The organism is Pseudooceanicola aestuariicola (assembly GCF_045763785.1).
In the GTDB taxonomy this organism is placed as follows: Bacteria; Pseudomonadota; Alphaproteobacteria; order Rhodobacterales; family Rhodobacteraceae; genus Pseudooceanicola.
Map to the genome: position 1 here is coordinate 204,509 of NZ_JBJGSF010000001.1, position 20,376 is coordinate 224,884.

Annotated in this window: 11 protein-coding genes; 6 read left to right on the forward strand and 5 right to left on the reverse strand. The window is 63.8% G+C overall.

Annotated features, from left to right (window positions below; translation table 11 throughout):
- Positions 1–381 (forward strand): HIT domain-containing protein, encoded by a 381-nt coding sequence (locus ACI3GR_RS00905; protein WP_407491905.1) that lies wholly within the window; start codon positions 1–3, stop codon positions 379–381.
- A gap of 70 nt (positions 382–451) precedes the next feature.
- Here ACI3GR_RS00905 and ACI3GR_RS00910 read toward each other — a convergent pair whose 3' ends face one another.
- From ACI3GR_RS00910 to ACI3GR_RS00920, 3 genes are all read right to left on the reverse strand, one after another.
- Positions 452–1,459, reverse strand: a complete 1,008-nt coding sequence (locus tag ACI3GR_RS00910; protein WP_407491906.1) for a zinc-dependent alcohol dehydrogenase family protein — start codon at positions 1,457–1,459, stop codon at positions 452–454.
- A 165-nt stretch (positions 1,460–1,624) separates the two neighbouring features.
- Positions 1,625–2,032, reverse strand: a complete 408-nt coding sequence (locus ACI3GR_RS00915; protein ID WP_407491907.1) for a GFA family protein — start codon at positions 2,030–2,032, stop codon at positions 1,625–1,627.
- On the reverse strand, positions 2,029–3,417 hold the full coding sequence (locus tag ACI3GR_RS00920; RefSeq protein WP_407491908.1) for an aminotransferase family protein: 1,389 nt from the start codon (positions 3,415–3,417) through the stop codon (positions 2,029–2,031). Before ACI3GR_RS00920 ends, ACI3GR_RS00915 begins: the two co-directional genes overlap by 4 nt.
- 146 nt (positions 3,418–3,563) lie before the next feature.
- Between ACI3GR_RS00920 and ACI3GR_RS00925 the strand changes: the two genes are divergently transcribed.
- From ACI3GR_RS00925 to ACI3GR_RS00935, 3 genes are all read left to right on the forward strand, one after another.
- Positions 3,564–4,826 carry a glycerate kinase type-2 family protein gene (locus ACI3GR_RS00925; RefSeq protein WP_407491909.1) on the forward strand — a complete coding sequence of 421 codons (1,263 nt, stop codon included), beginning with the start codon at positions 3,564–3,566 and terminating at the stop codon, positions 4,824–4,826.
- A 153-nt stretch (positions 4,827–4,979) separates the two neighbouring features.
- The gene (locus ACI3GR_RS00930; protein WP_407491910.1) at positions 4,980–5,471 is read left to right on the forward strand and encodes a Fur family transcriptional regulator; all 492 of its coding nucleotides are present in this window, start codon (positions 4,980–4,982) and stop codon (positions 5,469–5,471) included.
- 143 nt (positions 5,472–5,614) lie between these two features.
- A complete protein-coding gene (locus ACI3GR_RS00935) occupies positions 5,615–8,503 on the forward strand; it encodes an error-prone DNA polymerase (protein WP_407491911.1) in 2,889 nt (962 codons plus the stop codon).
- Positions 8,504–8,736: 233 nt separating this feature from the next.
- On the opposite strand, the gene ACI3GR_RS00940 is transcribed toward ACI3GR_RS00935, so the two are convergent.
- Both ACI3GR_RS00940 and ACI3GR_RS00945 read right to left on the reverse strand, forming a co-directional pair.
- Entirely contained in the window at positions 8,737–10,209 is a 1,473-nt protein-coding gene (locus tag ACI3GR_RS00940; RefSeq protein WP_407491912.1) for a lytic murein transglycosylase, read from the reverse strand.
- Between the two features lie 122 nt (positions 10,210–10,331).
- Positions 10,332–12,500 (reverse strand): response regulator, encoded by a 2,169-nt coding sequence (locus tag ACI3GR_RS00945; RefSeq protein ID WP_407491913.1) that lies wholly within the window; start codon positions 12,498–12,500, stop codon positions 10,332–10,334.
- Between the two features lie 237 nt (positions 12,501–12,737).
- On the opposite strand from ACI3GR_RS00945, the gene ACI3GR_RS00950 reads away from it, so the two are divergent.
- Together ACI3GR_RS00950 and pbpC are read left to right on the forward strand one after the other, a co-directional pair.
- Positions 12,738–18,215, forward strand: coding sequence for an alpha-2-macroglobulin family protein (locus ACI3GR_RS00950; protein ID WP_407491915.1), 5,478 nt, complete (start codon positions 12,738–12,740; stop codon positions 18,213–18,215).
- A complete protein-coding gene (gene pbpC / locus ACI3GR_RS00955) occupies positions 18,212–20,233 on the forward strand; it encodes a penicillin-binding protein 1C (protein ID WP_407491916.1) in 2,022 nt (673 codons plus the stop codon). Before ACI3GR_RS00950 ends, pbpC begins: the two co-directional genes overlap by 4 nt.
- Positions 20,234–20,376 lie beyond the last annotated feature (143 nt).

Sequence of the window (20,376 nt, forward strand, 5' to 3'; positions counted from 1 at the left end):
ATGGCCTATGCCTATGACGACCAAAACATTTTCGCCAAGATCCTGCGTGGCGAAATCCCCAACAAGACCGTGCTGGAAACTGACCACACGCTGGCCTTCGAAGATATTCAGCCGCAGGCCCCCGTGCACGTACTGGTGATCCCCAAAGGTCCATACGTGACCTACGATCATTTCGCGGGCGAAGCGTCTGCAGATGAGATCGTGGATTTCAACCGCACCGTGGCCGAGGTCTGCAAGAAAATGGGCGTGACTGCAGATGAAGGGCAGGGATGCCGCTTTATCTCGAACGCCGGGGAACATGGTGTGCAGGAGGTGCCGCATTACCACCTGCACATCCTGGGCGGTCGGCGCATCGGCCGAATGATTCCAAAGGCGGACTAAGAGCTCCGATTCAGTTCGGCCGTAAATGACCCGGATCGCGAATACCGCGGTCCGGGTCTTTCGTTTGGTGTCACATCGTGACGCAGATCTTGCCGAAATGTGCACCGCTGCCCTGATGGCGGAAGGCACCGGCCAGATCGGCCAGACCAAAGGTGCTGTCGATCACGGGGCGAATGCCGAGCGTCTCTAGCGCTGCGACGAAATCCATCTGATGCTTACGCGATCCAACGATCAATCCTTGAAGCTTTTGCTGTTTGCGCATCATGGCGGCTGTCGGGATCTCTCCGCTGATGCCCGTCAGAACTCCGATCAGCGCAAGATGCGCGCCGGGGCGTCCGGCTTCGATCGATTGGGCCAGCGTGGCGGGGCCGCCGACCTCGACCACCAGATCGACACCGCGCCCGTCCGTCAGGCGCTGCATCTCTGTCCCCCAATCGGGCGTGGTGCGATAGTTGATGACGTGATCCGCGCCCATGTCGGTCAGCTTGGCAAGCTTTTCGTCCGAAGATGAAGTGGCGATGACCCGCGCGCCCATGGCCTTGGCCAGTTGCAGCGCATAGATCGACACGCCCCCTGTGCCAAGCACCGCAACCGTCTGGCCGGGCATCAGACCACCATCGACCACCAAAGCCCGCCATGCGGTCAGGCCAGCCGTGGTGATGGTCGCTGCCTCCGCATGTGTCCAACCCTTGGGGGCGCGGGTGAACCAAGTGGCGGGCAGAGTCACGGCTTCGCGGGCGTAGCCGTCGATCCCGTCGCCCGGAACGCGGGCAAAGCCAGAGGGGAGGTCGTCGCCGTCCTGCCAATCAGGAAAGAAGCAAGAAACCACCGCGTCACCCACGGAAAACTCGGACACACCGTCGCCAACGGCGGTCACCTCTCCCGCGCCATCGGCCATGGGGATACGGCCATCGGCGGCCCCGATTTCGCGGGTGCAGACCAGATAGTCGTGAAAATTGAGCGCATTGGCGTGCAGGCGCACTGTGATTTCACCCGCTGCAGGCGCGGCGGCATCTGCCACGTCCGTCATCACCAGATTGTCCAATCCGCCCGGCGCGGTAAGAGAGATTTGTTTCACGTTCGGTCTTCCTGTCTTAAGTGTCGGCCTGTCCGGCCGGTGCCGGGGCGTGCGCGGAAACCTAGAGCTATTGTCGGCGTCGTCCAAGCGACGAGCGGTCGAGCGTGGGGGGCGCTGCCCCCGTCCTGCGGACTCCCCCGAGGGTATTTTTGACCAGAAGAAGACTTAGTCGCGCGGCACCATTTTGTCGTGGCGCGTCACGCCGTCCGGGATCACGTGAAAGGTTTGCAGGTCGCAGGTGTAGATCGCGATTTCGGGTCCGGGATACAGCGCCGGGTCGTCCATTGTGCCAACTTTGATCACGACGACGCCGGGCCGCGGACAGGTGTTCAGATGCGTGCCGCATGTCGGGCAGAAATGGCGGGTCACTGCACGCTCAAGGTCGGAGCGCTTGAACGCCTTGGGCGAGCCCTTTGTGATCCGGTAATCATCGGCCTTGCACAACATGAAATAATTCGGACCACCGCCAGAGATATACTGACATTCCCGGCAATGGCATTGCGCAGGAAAGAACGTCTCTCCGGCGACCTCATAGGCGCATTCACCGCAATAGCATCGACCTGTAAAACTCATCCGAAGACTGCCTTCAGAGATTCATCCACGGCATTGGAGATTTCGTCGATGTGGTCAGGCGTAGCGATCAGCGCGGGGCTGAAGGTCAGCGTGTTGTTGTAGCCGGGGATCGACCGGTTAGTGACGCCGATGATCACATTTCGCGCTGCGCATTCCGCAACGATCTGGGCACACATCTTTTCGTCCGCCGGTTCGCGGGTCTGACGGTCCGCCACCAGTTCGATCCCGGCGAACAGCCCCTTGCCGCGCACGTCGCCGATGACTTTGTGCTTTTCGGCCAGCGCGTTAAAGTTCGCCATCAGCCGGTCACCCATCTGTTTGGTGTTGTCCAGCAGGTTTTCGTCCTCGATAATCCGCATGTTTTCGATCGCAGCCGCCGGGCCCGCCGTGCAGCCACCGAAGGTGCTGATATCGCGGAAATAATTCAGCGGATCGCTGGCGTCGTCCTTGAACATGTCGAAGACTTTTTCCGACGTCACGCAGCAGGCAATCGCCGCGTAGCCAGAGGCCACGCCCTTGGCCATGGTCACGAAATCCGGTTCGATCCCGTAGTGCTGATAGCCGAACCAAGTGCCGGTTCGTCCAACGCCGCAGACGACCTCGTCGATATGCAGCAGGATATCGTACTTGCGGCAGATTTCCTGAACGCGGGGCCAGTAGCCCTCGGGCGGGACGATGACGCCGCCGCCTGCTGTGATCGGCTCAAGGCACAGGGCGCCGACGGTGTCGGGACCCTCGGCCAGAATGACCTGTTCGATCTGATCTGCGGCCCATTCGCCGTAATTCTCGACCGGCGCGCCCTGATCGCCTGCGCGATATTCTAAGCAATGCGGCACGCGCATGAAATCGGGCGCAAAGGGTCCGTATTGAGCATTCCGCTGGTCCTGACCGCCAGCCGACAGGCAGGCGATGGTCGTGCCGTGATAATCGCGGTCGCGGTACAGGATTTTCGTCTTTTTGCCGCCGTAACGCTTATGCGCGATCTGGCGGACCATCTTGAACGCCTTCTCGTTCGCCTCGGAGCCCGAGTTGCAATAGTAAACGCGGCTGAGGCCCGGCATCTTTTCGATGAGTTTTTCAGCAAAGATCGCGCCGGGGATCGTGCCCGCAGCACCCGCGAAATAGTTCAGCTTGATCAGCTGGTCGCGCACCGCGTTGGCGATGCTTTCGCGGCCATAGCCGACGTTCACCGTCCAGACGCCGCCCGACACGCCGTCCAGTAATTTCACCCCACGCTGATCCCACACATGGATGCCTTTGCCTTCGGTGATGACCCTCGGATCCCCTGTTTCAAAGGGCTTGTGCTGGATCAGATGATGCCAGACGTGGGCTTTGTCAGCTTCGACAATTTTCGAGATATCGTTGTCGCGGAATCCGTCATCCATGGCGCTGTCCTTTCAGGGATTTGCTTCACCCTAAGCGCGGAAATCGCGTCTTGGCAATCGTGCGGCTTTGAAATCTGGACCATATGGTCAGAAATCACGCAGATCGTGGGCCTTGCGGGCAGCATCCCAAGCCGTAAGCTGAGGCGATGGACCCGAACGACATCCGCTTTTTCACCGACCTTTTCGACACTGCGGTCGCCGCCGCCGATCCCGCGCTGGCGTTGCAGGGGCACCTGCCGCCCGCACCCAAGGGCCGCACGGTGGTGATCGGCGCGGGTAAGGGCGCGGCGCAACTGGCGCAGGCGTTCGAATGCGCGTGGGACGGGCCGATCGAAGGCGTGATTGTCACCCGCTATGGCTACGCGGCGGAATGTTCGCGACTGAAGGTCATCGAGGCCGCGCACCCCGTCCCCGATGCAGCCGGAGAGGCTGCGACGGAACACGTTCTGGCCGCGCTTCAGGGCCTGACCGAGGACGATCTGGTGATCGCGCTGATCACCGGCGGCGGCTCTGCCCTGCTGGCCGCCCCGCCCGAGGGTCTGACGCTGGCCGACGAACAGGCGTTGAATCAGGCGCTCTTGGCATCTGGGGCGCCGATCGGGACGATGAACGCGATCCGCAAACAGGTCAGCCGGGTAAAGGGCGGGCGTTTGGCGGCAGCGGCCTATCCCGCGCGCGTCGTGTCGCTGATCGTGTCGGACGTGCCCGGCGATGACCCGGCCGAGGTCGCCTCTGGCCCCACGGTTCCCGGCCCGGCGACCCGCGCAACGGCTTTGGCGGCGATCCGCGCTTGGAACATCGACCTTCCCCTGCGCATCATGACCTATCTGGAACAGGCGCCCGAAGATGCGCCGCGTCCCGACGATCCGATCTTTGCGCGGAACGAGGTGCAAGTCATCGCCTCTGCCGCGCGGTCACTGGAGGCCGCAGCCGATCACGCCGCCAACCTCGGCATTCCCGCGCACATCCTGTCCGACGCGATGGAAGGCGAATCCCGCGACATCGCCCGCGCCCATGCGGCCATCGCCAAAGAGGTTGCCGCCCGCAACCGCCCCTTTTCGACCCCCTGCCTGCTGCTCTCTGGCGGGGAAACCACCGTCACCCTGCGCCACAAGGGGCGTGGCGGTCGCAACACCGAATTTCTTCTGGCCTTTGCGCTGGCCATTGAAGGGCAGGACAATATCCTTGCCATGGCGGCTGACACAGATGGTATCGACGGCAGCGAAGACAACGCGGGGGCCTTCGCCGATGGGAACACCTGTGCCGCAATGCGCGCGGCGGGTGTCGATCCGGCCGAAGCGCTGGCCCGCAACGACGCATGGGCCGCGTTCGAGGCCTGCGGTCAGCTGTTCGTGCCGGGGCCGACAGGGACCAACGTTAATGACTTCAGGGCGATCCTGATCCGGTGAAACACCGGGTGGGTCTGCAGTTGGCACATTACATGCCGCGTAAGGTTGCTCAGCTTTCACGAACGCTCGCCCAACCCGGCGCCGCCTTTTCGCGCCGCGCTGTCGATACGCCAACGGTTTCCCTCCCGGAGTGTTACATGGTAACGTGCGCCCATGACCTCGCCCCATGCCACCAACCGCACAGCTGAAGAGCCGCACGAGTTCCAGCCGCACAACCATGACCACTGCGTGACCAACGCGATCGCGGCGGCGGTCACCCTGTGCGAAGACAAAGGCGTCAGGCTTACCCCGGTGCGTCGGCGGGTGCTCGAGATCCTGTTGGAAGGCCACCGTCCCATGGGGGCCTACGACGTGCTGGCGCGGCTGGATGCAGAGGGGCTGGGCTCCAAACCGCCGGTCGCCTATCGGGCGCTGTCATTTCTGGTCGACAACGGTCTGGCGCATCGGATCGAACGTCTGAACGCCTTTATCGCCTGCGCCCATCCCGATCCCGACGGCCATGCCCCGGCTTTTCTGATCTGCCGGTCCTGCAACACGGTCGCGGAAATTTCGGCCACTTTGCCCGGTATTCCGCAGGGCTTTAAGGTCGAACGCACCACTTTGGAAGCGGAAGGCCTCTGCGCGGCCTGCGCGACAGCCGCCTGATCTTATCTGACATTTCGCCGTCAGAGCATAATCCGTTCCTCCTGAACTAATTTCGCGAAACCCGCGCCTTGGTCCATTCAAGCTACACTTCAAAAAAGAACAAAACGTGAATATACTGCACGGGCCTCTCCGAATCCGCTGCCATGATCCCCGAGCTTTCTGCCACTTCGAACTTCACCTTCCTTATCGGGGCGTCCCACCCCGAGGAGTACATGACCCGTGCCGAGGAACTGGGCCTGTCAGCCATTGCGATTGCCGACGAAAACTCTGTCGCGGGGATTGTGCGCGCGCATCAGAAATCCCGCGACATCGCCCGCGCGATCCGCGAACGCGAAGACTGGGACGCGGCGCACGGCCCCATGGGTCCGCTGAAACCCGGCCACGTGCCGCCCAAACCCCGTGCGCCGCGTCTGATCCCCGCCGCACGGCTGGTGCTGTCGGACGGGGTCGAACTGACCGCTCTGCCGGAAACTCGCATCGGCTGGGCGCGGCTGTGCCGCCTTATCTCTTTGGGTCGTCTGCGTGCGCCCAAGGGGGTATGCCTGCTACATATCAGTGATTTGCTGGAAAACGGATGTGAGGCGCTGCACCTGATCCTGCACCCGCCACAGGCGATCACCGATCCGCGCGGCGCGGACGGCTGGCTGCCACAGGCGCGCCGACTGACGCGCCGCTTTGCCCCGCAGATGTCACTGGCGCTGGCCCCCGCCTATGACGGGCAGGACGCCGCCCGGTTCGACGCCCACGCTGCGCTTGCCAAGACACTGAACCTGCCGACTATCGCCAGCGCCCGGCCCATGATGCACCACGGTCGCCGCCGCCGTCTGGCCGACGTGATGACCGCGATCCGCATGGGTCGCACGGTGGATGCGCTGGGCCGCGACGCGCTGGCCAATGGCGAACGTCGCCTGCGTTCAGCCCCCGAGATGCGGCGCATCCTCGGGCCTCACGCAGACGCTCTGGACCGTTCGGTCCAGCTGGCGCGAAGCCTGACGTTCTCGCTGGATGAACTGCGTTACGAATACCCCTCGGAAATCGCCGAAGGGGAAACGCCCACCGACCGTTTGGCGCGGTTGGCGCGCAAGGGGCTGTCTTGGCGCTATCCTTTCGGCGCGCCGGACCGGGTGAAACAAATGCTGGATCACGAACTGACCCTGATCGCCAAGCTGAAATACGAACCCTATTTCCTGACGGTGCACGATGTCGTCGCCTTCGCCCGGTCGCGCAATATCCTGTGTCAGGGCAGGGGGTCTGCCGCCAATTCGGTTGTCTGTTATTGCCTTGGCGTCACCTCGGTTTCGCCCGAGATCGGCACGATGGTCTTCGAACGTTTCGTGTCAGAGGCGCGGGACGAACCCCCTGATATCGACGTGGATTTCGAACACGAACGCCGCGAAGAGGTCATCCAGCACATCTACGAACACTACGGCCGCCACCGTGCGGGCCTTTGCGCGACCGTGATCCACTACCGCGGCAAACGCGCGATAAGGGAGGTCGGGGCGGCCATGGGCTTGACGCAGGACACGATCAGCGCGCTGTCCTCGCAGCTTTGGGGCTTTTTCGCTGCCGGAGGGATGGAGGCGCAGCGGATGCGGGAAATCGGCCTCGACCCCACCGACCCGCGTCTGCAACAGACCATGGCCCTGATCCACGAAATTGAAGGCTTCCCCCGCCATCTCTCCCAACACGTCGGCGGCTTTATCATGACCGAAGGCCGGCTGGATGAGTTGGTCCCCATCGAGAATGCGACAATGGAGGACCGCACCGTCATCTGTTGGGACAAGGACGATATCGACACGTTGGGCATCCTCAAGGTCGACGTGCTGGCGCTTGGCATGCTGACCTGTATTCGCAAGGCCTTTGACCTGCTGGTCCGGCATGAAAATACCGACCTCAACCTTGCCACCATCCCGCCCGAGGACCCACAGGTCTATGACATGCTGTGCAAGGCCGACACGATTGGCGTCTTTCAGGTGGAATCCCGCGCGCAGATGAACTTCCTGCCCCGGATGCGGCCGCGCTGTTTCTACGATCTGGTGATCGAGGTCGCGATCATCCGCCCCGGTCCGATCCAGGGCGACATGGTCCACCCCTATATCCGCCGCCGGAACGGCGAAGAAACCGTGGAATTCCCCTCGGACGAGTTGGGTAAGGTGCTGGGCAAAACCCTTGGCGTGCCGCTATTCCAAGAACAGGCCATGCAGATCGCCATCATCGGCGCGGGCTTCACACCCGAAGAAGCCGACCGCCTGCGCCGATCCCTCGCCACGTTCAAAAAGCACGGCAATGTCAGTGAGTTCCGCACCCGGTTCATGCGCGGCATGGCGCGGAACGGATATGACGAAGACTTTGCCGACCGCTGTTTCAGCCAGATCGAGGGCTTCGGCTCTTACGGCTTTCCCGAAAGCCATGCCGCCAGTTTCGCCCTGCTGGTCTATGCGTCGTCGTGGATCAAACGTCACCACCCCGGCATCTTTGCCTGCGCGCTGCTGAACTCTCAGCCCATGGGGTTTTATGCCCCCGCTCAGATCGTGCGTGACGCCCGCGAACACGGGGTCGAGGTGCGGCCCGTGGATATAAACGCCAGCCAGTGGGACAACATCATGGAGCGTGACGGTGCGCGGCTGGCCCTGCGTCTTGGGTTCCGCCAGATCAAAGGCGTGGGGGAGGCCGAGGCCGATTGGATCACCGCCGCGCGGGGCAATGGCTACCATTCAGTGGGTGACGTCTGGCGCCGCGCCGGTGTCGCGCCCGCGCTGATCGAACGGCTGGCCGAGGCGGATGCCTTCGCCGATCTGGGGCTAAGCCGGCGAGAGGCGATCTGGGAAGCCAAGGCCCTGCGCCCCGGCGCTCCCTTGCCGCTCTTCGATGGCGACATCGACGGAGAAGGCATCGTAGAGCCTGCGGCGCTTTTGCCGCAGATGACCCCGGGCGAAGAGGTGGTCGAGGATTTCGTGGCCATGCGCCTGTCGCTTAAGGCGCATCCGGTTGCGTTTCTAAGGGAGGTGCTGACGCCGGGGTATGGAGAGTAGCAACGGCTATTCTAAGCGCTCAGGGCAGCGACCGACCCGGGGTGGCGCAAAAGCGCCGCCGTCTCGCAGAAGGCGGGCCAATAAGATTTACGCGCACCTTAGGTGCGACGGGGTGGGTCGGCGCTGCCCGACGTAAACGCCGGGCGGGACAAATGTCCGCAGCGGGTAAAAAAACGCGGGCTGCCGGACCCACATCAATCTTGGACAGATAGACGCAAAAGGACCGAGGGCGCCTACCCCCGCAAACGGTTCAGCAAATCGACCGAAGGGTGCCCGTCCGGGATCATCCCGACGCGTTCCTGATAGCGGCGAATGGCCCCCACGGTGTTGGGCCCGATCATCCCATCCACGCCACCGGTCGAAAACCCGGCGCGGGTCAGCAGCGACTGCAATTCCTGCCGTTCTGCACGCTTCAGCGCGCGCTCTCCTGCCGGCCATGTGCCGCGCAGCGGACCACCCCCGGCAATGCGGTCGCCCAAGTGCCCCACGCCCAAAGCATAGGCGTCGGAGTTATTGTACCGCTTGATCACGTCAAAGTTCTTGAACACCAAGAAGGCCGCCCCCTTGGCTCCTGCGGGCAGCAGCACGCGCGCCTCTCCGTGGTCGGGGATCGTGCGGCCATCGGCGGCGCGCACACCTAGCCGCGCCCATTGCGACGGCAGGTATTTGTTGGTCGTCGCCAGCGCAAAGTTGAACGAGGAGGGCAGGGTCACTTCCACCCCCCAGGGCTGGCCAGAGACCCAGCCCATCCGATCCAGATACGCTGCGGTCGAGGCCAGCGCATCCGTCGGATCCTCGGCCCAGATGTCGCGACGGCCATCACCAGTGAAATCCACCGCATAGGCTTCGTAGGACGTGGGCATGAATTGCGTATGGCCCATCGCGCCCGCCCAGCTGCCGCGCATGTTGTCGGGGGTCGTGTCGCCCTGCTGAAGGATGTTCAACGCGGCGATCAGCTGAGATTCAAAGAACGACCCGCGCCGCCCGTCATAGGCCAACGTGGCAAGGGCTGACGGGATATGCGTATTGCCCCGATAGCTGCCAAAGTTCGTTTCCATCCCCCAGATCGCGGCGACGATGTGTTTGTCGACACCGTACTTGGCCTGAATCGCGTTTAAAGACCCACGCTGCGCGGTGGCCTTGTCGCGACCTGTGCTGACGCGCGTGTCGGACACGGCGCTGGCCAGGTACTCTCCGGTCGTTTTGGTGAATTCGGATTGCTTGCGGTCCAGCTTGATGACCTCTGGCAGGTATTCTACATGCGCAAAGGTCCGGTCGTAGACCTGACCGTTGATCCCCTTGGCCATTGCGCGGCCGCGGAAGCTGGCGATCCAGCGGCGGAATCCTGCGGCGGTGGCGTCGGACACCTCTGCCTCGACCGCGGCGGTGGGCACGATGGACTGAATGACGACGGGCCGTGTTTTGGGCCGTAAAGAGGCCGCGCGCAGGGCAACCACCCGTTTGGCCGGAGCCGCCTTTTGTTGAGCAGCAGGCGACAGTGGTTTGACGCCAAGCGTCTGAACGGCCAGCGCGGCGATGGCAGAGGCGTCTTCGGGGGTACCGCGCACCTGTGTGACCTTTGGCACGCTGACGGACCCGGGCCGCACCATGGGGCGCAGGGATCGTTCAAATGCATCCACCGCCACAGCGGGAAGAGGCAACAGCACAACAAGTGACGCAAACGCCACGGAAAACAGGGGTCGCATGGAATGTCCTAGCCTGACTGCTTTTTTGTTATTGTTTCCGATCTTACACAAATCGGGGTCGTTTCGAAAGTCCGCCCTGCGACACGCGCGAAGAGATGCCGACATGTTGATCACGCGCCGCATCATCCTGCGGCCCGTTCAGCCTGAAAGGCGCGCCCGGCAGGAGTATGCTGCGCCACCGCTTCCAGCACGGCAGCACGGCGCATCGGCTTGGCGATATAGCCATCCATGCCGACAGAGGTGAAATCGTCACTGCCGTCTTCGATCACATGGGCCGTGACGGCGATGATGGGCGTTCGGGGGCGGCTGCCCTCTGCCTCGATCCGGCGGATTTCGCGGGTCGCCTCTGTCCCGTCCATGCCGGGCATGGAGATATCCATGAAGATCAGATCGGGGCGCAGGCTTTGCCACTTCTCGACCGCTTCATGCCCGTTCTCGGCGAAATGCAGATCAATCGGCGCGCCGCGCAGCATCTTGGACAGGACCAGACGATTGGTTGCGTTATCCTCGGCCGCAAGCACCGTGGCGACTGCATTCGGGGCCGATGGCGCATTTTTGTCCTGATTTGGCGGAGCGATACGGGCCAATAGGCCGAAAAGTTCATGCCGCGGCGTGGGGCGTTGCAGGACGCCCGCCAGATGCCGCCGCGCCGGATCGTTTTCCGTCATCCCCGAGGAGGACGAGAGCAGCACGATCGGCACCTCGGACCCGCGGTCGCGAATGGCATCGGCCAGCTCCATCCCGTCCATACCGGGCATATTGTGATCGGTGATGACCAGATCGACGCGGTCATCCAACACTGCCAGCGCCTCTGCCCCCGAAGCCGCGACAACTGGCGTCGCGCCAAGCGTTTCGATCTGTTTGGCAAGGATCGTCCGGTTCACTTCGATATCATCGACGACCAGCACGCGGCGCAGCCCGTGACGCAGATGCGGCACCTCATCGGGCAGGTCCCCGGCGACGGGCAGGGTGACATGGAACCCGAAAGCTGATCCGACCCCGACCTCACTGTCCAGCCACATCTCACCGCCCATCAGGGCGATCAGCCGTTTCGAAATCGCAAGCCCCAGCCCAGTGCCTTCGAACTTGCGCTTGTGATCGTCTTCGACCTGCTGGAATTCGCCAAAGATCAGGTCTTTCTTGTCACCTGCGATGCCGATGCCCGTATCTTCAACCGTGATATGGATGCGCTGTTGGGTGCCGTCGCCCACCGGCAGGCCAACACAGCGGATCAGCACGTGGCCCGTCAGCGTGAACTTGACCGCATTGCCCAGAAGATTGGTCAGCACCTGCCGCAACCGCCCCGGATCACCGGTGTAGGTCGTCGGCATGAAAAGATCGTAATCCACCGCCAGTTCCAGCCCCTTGTCGCGGGCGGCGGGCTGCAACAGCATCACGACCTCGTGGATACAGCGTTCCAGATCAAAGGGTTCTGGGTGAAGCTCCAGCTTCTCGGCCTCGATCTTGGAGTAATCCAGAACGTCGTTGATGATGACCAGAAGCGCCTCACCAGAATGGCGGATGGTGTCGACGTATAGGCGTTGTTCTTCGTTCAGGTCGGTATCCGACAGCAGTTCGGTCATCCCCACGACGCCGTTCATCGGGGTCCGGATCTCATGGCTCATGTTGGCAAGAAACGCGCTTTTGGCCCGGTTGGCGGCCTCTGCCTTCTGGCGGGCGCGGCGCAGGATACGTTCGTGGCGCACGGTGTCGGTGATGTTGAGCGCAAGGCATACGATATCCCCGTCGCGCCCGCGTTGCGCGATCAGGCGGACGAAAACGCCATTCCATAGTCGCAGCACCACCGGGTCAGAAGAGGGCGATTCCCACCGGTCCATCATCATGCGACGCCAGTCGGCGGGCGTGGCGTCGCCGATGTCGACGATGCCTTCTTCGGTCACAAGCTGCAAAAGCTGGACATAGCTGACGCCGGGCTGCACGTCCTCAAGCCCATCGAAAACCTGTAGCCATGCGTCATTCGCGGCGATCATATCCCCATCCGCATCGAAGACGGCAAAGCCATCGCGGATCGCCCGGATGGAATGCCACAACCGGCGTTCGGCGATGGCAACCTTTTGGGTGGCCACGGAAAGATCCAGTTTGACCTGCTGGTTTTCATTGCGGACGGTCGCGACCTCGGCCCGGGTTTCGTTGATTTCTTCGGACAGGGCGCGGGCATGGCGGCCCAACTTGCGATTGGCCGCGTGTAATTCTGCCTGTTTCTGTTCCAACAGCCGTTCGGCAGCAAGACGCGCCCGCCGTTCCTCGGCCAGTTTGGTGGCAAGTGACATTCGCCCCGGTCCTCATCCCACGCTGATCCGGGATGGATCGCGCTTGGACAAGACGTTCCGCGAACGAGGTAAATTATTGGTTTATGCACCGTGCGGAGGGAGCGAATCCTTGTAAACTTCTTACAGCACGTGCCACTTTGTCTGCGTTCGTTTCCTGTGGCCGCGAGGTTTGTGGCGCCAGTTGATATCCGATCCCGGCTGTTCCTGATGGCCGACCATCCGTTGAAGGAGAGTGCCATGTCCCGAACGTCCGTGATCTTAGCCGCCATTCTGGGTCTGATGGCCCCTGTCGTGACCGCCCCCGAGGCGCTGGCTCAGGCGCTGGAGGCGCCGGACAAGCGGATGATCGTGACGATGGATCAGGATTTTGTCGGCGCCGACCTAAGCCAGATGTTCGACACCACGTTCGAGGCCTGCCGCAGCGCCTGTGAGGCACAGACCGAGTGTACGGGGTTCACCTTCAACAGCCGGTCGAATTCCTGTTTCCCGAAAACCGACATCACCGGGATGACACCGTACGTCGGCGCGCAATCCGCGCGGATCGTGTCGATCCGGGACGAGATCAAATCCCTAATGGAAACGCGGTCAGACGATCTGGCCTATCTGGGCAACAACACCCTGCGATATGCGCGCGGGCTGGCGCGAGAGATCGGCTGGATTCATCCCTCGGGTCAGTATTCGATGGATGACATGCTGCGTGCCACCTACGACCGGCAGAACGCGGGCAACATGGTGGACGCGATGCGCTGGATGGGCGGCGCGGTGGCGACCTCTGACAATTCCGATCACTGGGCGGAATACGCGCGCCTTTTGCTGGCCGCGGCCCCCACTGCCGGGAGCAACCAACGCCGCTATATCCAACGCGCGCTGCCAGCGGCGATCAACGCCTACCTGCGCGCAACCTCTGACCCGGCGCGCGCGACCACGTTGGTGACCCTGTCGCAGGCGTTGCAGGCCAATGGCCGCGGGCGCGACATGATCCCGACGCTGCGGTTGGCCGAACGGCTGCAGCCGCGCGAAGATATCGTTGCGGCGCTGGATGATGCGATCAACAAATATGGCTTCCGCGTCAGTGATAATGAGGTGCGTTCCGATCAGGCCGACCCGCAGATCTGCGCCGAATTCACCGAACCGCTGGTCAAGGCGGGCATCAACTATGCCGATTACGTTCAATTGCCGGATCAGACCATGGCGGTCGAAGCGTCGGGCAACCAGATCTGTGTGCGCGGGCTGAACCACGGCGAACGCTACACCGTGACCTTCCGCGAAGGCCTGCCTGCTGCGTCCGGAGAAGAACTGGTGCGCGACGTCACGATCCGGTCCTACGTGCGTGATCGCAGCCCGTTGGTGAATTTCCCGGGCCGGGCCTACGTGCTGCCCGCCGCAGGTGAACCGGCGCTGCCCATCGATACCGTGAACCTCGATCAGGTGGACCTGATGCTGTATCACGTGACGGATCGCAATATCCTGCAATCGATCCGCAGCGGGTATTTCGGCGAACGCATCTACAGCTGGGACGTGCCGAACTTTGAAAGCAGCGTGGCCGAGAAGGTCTGGGAAGGGCAGGGCGACACGTCCAACACGCTGAACCAGACGATGACCTCTCGTCTGCCGATGGGGGACGTGCTGGCCGATCAGATGCCCGGCGTCTATGTCCTGTCGGCCGCTGTTCCCGGTGACGACGAAGCCGAGCCTGCATTCCAATGGTTCATCCTGACCGATCTGGGCCTGACCACCATGCAGGGCAACGACGGTCTGCACGTCTTTCTGCGTGGTCTGGGCGATGCGCAGCCCCGTGCTGGGGTCGAGCTGTCGCTGATCGGACGCGCCAACCGCGTTCTTGGGTCGGCCACGACGGACGAGGACGGCTATGCTCGGTTCGATCCCGGCCTGTCGCGCGGCACGGGCGGTGCGGCCCCGGCGCTGATTTTGGCCGAGGATGGTGACGATCTTGCTTTCCTGTCGTTGACCGATCCGGCGTTTGATCTGTCGGACCGTGGCGTTGCGGGCCGCGAACCCAGCCCGCCGGTCGATGTCTTCATGACGACCGACCGTGGTGCTTACCGCGCCGGAGAGGTCATTCACCTGACGGCCCTTGCCCGTGATGGTGTCGCCAAGGCGGTCACTGGGCTGCCGATTACGGCGATCCTGACCCGTCCCGATGGGGTCGAATATGCGCGCATGACCTCGACCCGCGATGTGGCGGGCGGGCATGTCTTTGCCATGCCGCTGGGCCAGACCGTCCCGCGCGGCAGCTGGCGGATCGAAGTGAAAGCAGACGTGGATGCGCCTGCGCTGGCCTCGACCCGCGTGCTGGTTGAAGATTTCCTGCCCGAACGCATAGACGTGACGCTGGACATGCCCGAAGGGGTTCTGACCTCGGACGATCTGCCGCCCGTGTCCGTTCAGGCGGATTACCTGTTCGGCGCACCGGGCGCTGATCTGGATATTGAAGGCACCGGGCGTTTGACCCAGACACGGCGTCTGGAAACCCACCCCGGATACGTCTTTGGCCGCTATGACGCCGACCGGTTCGCGCGCACCGTCCGTATCTCAGGCACCACCGACGCCGCCGGATTTGCCGAGATCGCGGTAGAGCCGCCCTTCCCGGACACTGGTCTTGGAACACCCTATGAGCTGACCGCCACCATTGGCGTCGCCGAAGGGTCGGGCCGCCCGGTGGAACGTCAGATCACTCGTGTCATCGGCCCGGATGCGCCGATCATCGGGATCAAGCCGCAATTCGACGACGCCGTGCCCGAAGGGGCCGAGGCCGGGTTCGACCTGATCGCCCTTGCCCCCGACCTGACCGCCGCGCCGATGCAGGTGAAATGGACCGTCAACCGCGTTTCGACCCGGTATCAATGGTACCAGCAATACGGCAACTGGAACTGGGAACCCTTCACCACCCGTAGCAAGGTCGCAGAAGGCACAGCAATGCTGGGCGAAGAGCCGGTCAGCGTCAGCGCCCCGACCGACTGGGGCCGGTATGAGATCGTGGTCGAGCGTATGGATGGGGACTACGTCGCCTCCAGCCTCGATTTCTCGTCCGAATGGTATGCGCCTGCCAGCGCGGGCACGACGCCCGACATGCTGGAATTGGCCTTGGACAAGCCCGAGTACGCAGTCGACGAATGGGCACAGGTCCGTCTGGTACCGCGTCACGCGGGCACCGCGCTGGTCACTGTGATCTCTGACCGGTTGATTGAAATGAAAACGGTCGAAGTGACCGAGGGCGAGAATATCGTAAACCTAAAAGTCACGCCCGACTGGGGCGCTGGCGCCTATGTCACCGCCTCGGTCATCCGCCCGATGGAGGCAGAGGCCGGCCAGATGCCCGCCCGCGCCATGGGCCTGAGCTATGCGCCGGTCGATCCCGGTGCCAAGGCGCTGTCGGTCAGTATCGATACACCCGATCAGGCCAATCCGCGCGGCCCTGTCGATGCGGTGGTGCGTGTCGATGGCCTGACGGCGGGGCAAACCGCCTATGCCACCATCGCCGCGGTTGACGTTGGCATCCTGAACCTGACAGCGTTCGATACGCCCGATCCCGAAGGACACTACTTTGGCCAGCGGCGTCTAGGTATGGATATCCGCGATATCTATGGCCGCCTGATCGACAGCACGCAGGGCGCTATGGGGCAGGTCCGTTCAGGCGGGGATGCCAGCGGTGGCGCGGGGCTGCAATCTCCGCCGCCGACCGAAGAACTGGTAGCCTATTTTGCGGGTCCGCTGACAATTGGTCCGGATGGTACCGCGCAGGTCAGCTTCGATATGCCCGAGTTCGACGGCACCGTCCGCTACATGGCCGTGGCTTGGACCGACACCGCTGTCGGTGCGGCCGAGGCCGAGGTGCTGGTGCGCGATCCGGTGGTGGTCACCGCGTCGCTGCCCCGGTTCCTGCAGCCGGGCGATGCGTCGTCGATGCTGCTGGAGGTCGTCCATGCCACCGGTCCTGCCGGGCGTGTTGGGCTGGACGTGACGGCGGCGGGTGTCGAGTTGCCCGAGGCCGTGCCTTCGGGCTTTGATCTGGCCGAGAAGGGCAAACAGACCTTCCGCGTGCCCGTCATTGCGGATGAGGTCGGCGATCACACGATCACCGTCGCCATCACCACGCCAGAGGGCCAACAGCTGACCAAGACACTGAACATGCCCGTCCGCCGCAATGATCCCAAGGTCGCGACGACGCAGCGGTTCTCTCTGGCTGCGGGAGATACCTTCACCTTGGATAACAATGTCTTTGCCAGCTACCGCCCCGGCAGCGGAGAGGCGATCGTCGCCGCAGGGCCGCTGGCCCAACTCGATGCACCCGCGATGTTGGCCGCGCTGGACCGCTATCCCTATGGCTGCACCGAACAGGTGACGTCCAAGGCGATGCCGCTGCTGTATCTGTCGTCGGTGGCCGAGGCGATGGGCCTTGCCAGCCCCGCGCAACTGGACCAGCGCATTGACCAAGCGATCGACCGGGTGCTGACGCGTCAGGCCACCAACGGGGCCTTTGGCCTGTGGCGGGCCGAGTCCGGGGATTTCTGGCTGGACGCTTATGTCACCGACTTCCTGTCGCGCGCCAAGGTCGAAGGCCATGACGTGCCCAAGCTGGCGATGCAGCAAGCCGTGGACAACCTGCGCAACCGGGTGAACTACGCCCCTGATTTCGACGCCTCGACCAATGGGGGCGGTCAGGATCTGGCCTATGCCCTGATGGTTCTGGCGCGCGAAGGGGCGGCGACCATGGGTGATCTGCGGTACTACGCTGACGTGAAGGGCGATGATTTCGGCAGCCCGCTGGCCGCCGCGCAACTGGGGGCCGCGCTGGCGATGTACGGGGATCAGACCCGTGCAGATGCCATGTTCGCCATCGCATCGCGCAAGCTGAACAGCCTTGGCTCGACGGAAGAGGCGCGCCTGTTCCGTGCCGACTATGGCACACGCCTGCGGGATACCGCCGGTGTCCTGTCGCTGGCGGTTGAGGCCGGGTCGGATGCCGTGAACCGCGCCACGTTGGTGTCGCAGATCACGGGGGGCGACCGGACCTTGTCGACACAGGAAAGCGCCTGGTCACTGCTGGCTGCCAAGGCCCTGCTGGGCGCGCCCGCGTCCTCTGGCCTGACGGTCAACGGCGATCCGGTCGAAGGCCCTTTCGTGCATGCGGTCGAAGGCCCTTTCGTGCATGCGGTCGAGGCGCAGACGCTGACCTCTATGGCGATCCGCAACACCACGGCCAGCGATACGGCCATCACCCTGACGACCCTCGGTGTGCCGTCCACCCCGGTCGAGGCGAACGGCTACGGCTATTCCATCCGGCGTGAATATTTCACCACCGATGGAAATGCGGTCGACCCAAGCGCCGTGGCGCAGGGGACGCGGCTGGTGACCGTGCTGACGGTGCAGCCGTTCGACAGTACGGGCGCGCGGCTGATGATCGACGATCCGCTGCCCGCCGGGTTCGAAATCGACAACCCTAACCTGCTGCGCGCGGGTGACGTGGCCGCGCTGGACTGGCTGGACCCGATCGACGGGGAATACAGCGAATTCCGCGCTGACCGGTTCCTGACGGCAGTGAACTGGAGCTCGGATCGTGCCTTCCAACTGGCCTATATCGTCCGCGCGATCAGCCCCGGCACTTATCACCATCCGGCGGCCACGGTCGAAGACATGTACCGCCCGCAATATCGCGCCAACACCAGCGCTGGTCGGGTGACCATCGCGGAATGACGCGGGTTCTGGTCCTTCTGGCGCTGCTCTTGTGGGGCGGCGCCGCGGCCCGGGACGGTCTGGATGGTTGGATCGATCAGACGGTGCTGCCGCCCTTGGGGCAGGACACCTCGGCCGAGGTGCGGGATCGGAATGGCGATCTGCTGCGCGTCTATACGGTTGCTGACGGGCGATGGCGTCTGCGCGCCGGGGTGGGCGATGTCGACCCCGGTTACTTGAAGATGCTGACCACTTACGAGGATCGCCGCTTCTACTCTCATTCAGGTGTGGACCCGCGGGCGATATTGCGGGCGACGTGGCAATCCGCGAAGGCCGGGCGCGTGATCTCTGGTGGGTCGACGCTGACGATGCAGGTCGCGCGACTGTTAGAGGACAGCGGCACCGGCCAATGGGCAGGCAAGCTGCGCCAGATGCGCGTGGCGCTGGCATTGGAGCGGCGGCTGAGCAAGGCGGAGATCCTCGACCTCTACCTGCTTCTTGCACCGATGGGGGGCAACCTTGAAGGCGTCCGCGCCGCCACCCTGTCGTACTTTGGCAAAGAGCCACGCCGCCTGACGCCCGCGGAATCCGCGATGCTGGTCGCGCTGCCGCAATCGCCCGAAGCCCGCCGCCCTGACCGCGCCCCAGCCGCCGCGGCCGAGGCGCGCAATCGCGTGCTGGACCGCGCCCTGCGCTACGGGGCCATCACAGAGGGCGAGGCGCGCGCCGCCAAATCCGACACCGCGCCGTATCAGCGTCACGCCTTCCCGGCGCTGGCCCCGCATCTGACCGATCATGCCCGCGCCTTCGCCCCCGACACGCCGGTACAGACCCTCACCCTTTACGCGCAGGTGCAGCACCAGATGGAGGCGCTGGCCCGCGCCGCCACCCGGCCTTTGTCGGACCGTCTGTCCATCGCCATTCTTGTCGCCGACCACGCGAGCGGAGAGATCGTGGCCTCTGTCGGCTCTGCTGGCTTGGGCGAAGACGGGCAGGGGTTCGTCGATATGACACGGGCCGTGCGGTCGCCGGGTTCCACGCTGAAGCCGCTGATCTACGGGCTGGCCTTTGACCAGGGATTGGCGCATCCCGAAACGCTGATCGACGACCGCCCGATGGCTTTTGACGGATACGCACCCCAGAATTTTGACGGAGAGTTCCGTGGCGAACTGCCGGTGGCCGAGGCCCTGCGTCTGTCACTCAACCTGCCTGCGGTACAATTGACCGACGCCATCGGCCCGCAGAACCTGATTGCGGCCCTGCGACGCGCCGGGGCCGATCCGCAGGTGCCGGGGGGCAAGCCGGGGCTTGCGGTGGCTTTGGGCGGGCTGGGTCTGACGCTGACCGATCTGGTGCAGATGTACGGGGGGCTGGCCAACGGGGGGCAGGCGCTGCCGCTGCATTGGCGTGCCGACGCTGCGGGTGATCCGACGCGGGTGCTGTCGCGCGCTTCTGCCTGGCAGATCGGCCATGTGCTGAGCGCGCTGACCCCACCGCCGGGGGCGCCCGCCAATAAGCTCGCCTACAAGACCGGCACCAGCTACGGCCACCGGGATGCTTGGGCTGTGGGTTATGACGGGCGTCACGTGATCGGTGTGTGGCTGGGCCGTCCAGACGGCACGCCTGTGCCCGGCGTCTTTGGCGGTGACTTGGCCGCTCCTGTTCTGTTCGAAGCCTTCGCACGCCTGAAGCCGCAGTTTGACGCGCTGCCGCCGCCCCCGCCCGAAACGCTAATGATCGGCGCATCCAGCCTGCCCGAACCCCTGCGCCGCTTCAGGTCGCGCCGGGCCGAGGTTGCGCCGGATCAGCCGAACCTCGTTTTTCCGCCAGACGGCGCGGTTTTGGCGGTGGCCGATACTTTGCCGGTCAAGGTGCGCGACGGGCGTCCGCCGTTTACGTGGCTGGCCAATGGTCAGCCTATTGTGACCGGTGAGCGGGGCAGAGAGGTCACTCTGCCCGGACTGGGGCGTGGGTTCAATGATCTGGCGGTGATCGACGCGATGGGGCGGTCTGCGCGGGTGACGATCCAGGTTGAATAGCCAGTTAGGCGTCGGTTTGATTTTTTGACTGAGGGCATCGTCGTCCGCGGGTGGCGCGATAGCGCCGCCCAGGGCGGCGGACGGCGCTGCCCGGCGGGCTCGCCGGGCGGGTCTTTAAAACTTAGACCTTGCTATGGGGTTTG

Bases quoted from the DNA above. Each gene is read 5' to 3' on its own strand.
- ACI3GR_RS00940 (WP_407491912.1), bottom strand. From the start codon at position 10,209: ATGCGACCCCTGTTTTCCGTGGCGTTTGCGTCACTTGTTGTGCTGTTG.
- ACI3GR_RS00920 (WP_407491908.1), bottom strand. From the start codon at position 3,417: ATGGATGACGGATTCCGCGACAACGATATCTCGAAAATTGTCGAAGCT.
- ACI3GR_RS00935 (WP_407491911.1), top strand. From the start codon at position 5,615: ATGATCCCCGAGCTTTCTGCCACTTCGAACTTCACCTTCCTTATCGGG.
- ACI3GR_RS00905 (WP_407491905.1), top strand. From the start codon at position 1: ATGGCCTATGCCTATGACGACCAAAACATTTTCGCCAAGATCCTGCGT.
- ACI3GR_RS00925 (WP_407491909.1), top strand. From the start codon at position 3,564: ATGGACCCGAACGACATCCGCTTTTTCACCGACCTTTTCGACACTGCG.
- pbpC (WP_407491916.1), top strand. From the start codon at position 18,212: ATGACGCGGGTTCTGGTCCTTCTGGCGCTGCTCTTGTGGGGCGGCGCC.
- ACI3GR_RS00930 (WP_407491910.1), top strand. From the start codon at position 4,980: ATGACCTCGCCCCATGCCACCAACCGCACAGCTGAAGAGCCGCACGAG.
- ACI3GR_RS00915 (WP_407491907.1), bottom strand. From the start codon at position 2,032: ATGAGTTTTACAGGTCGATGCTATTGCGGTGAATGCGCCTATGAGGTC.
- ACI3GR_RS00945 (WP_407491913.1), bottom strand. From the start codon at position 12,500: ATGTCACTTGCCACCAAACTGGCCGAGGAACGGCGGGCGCGTCTTGCT.
- ACI3GR_RS00950 (WP_407491915.1), top strand. From the start codon at position 12,738: ATGTCCCGAACGTCCGTGATCTTAGCCGCCATTCTGGGTCTGATGGCC.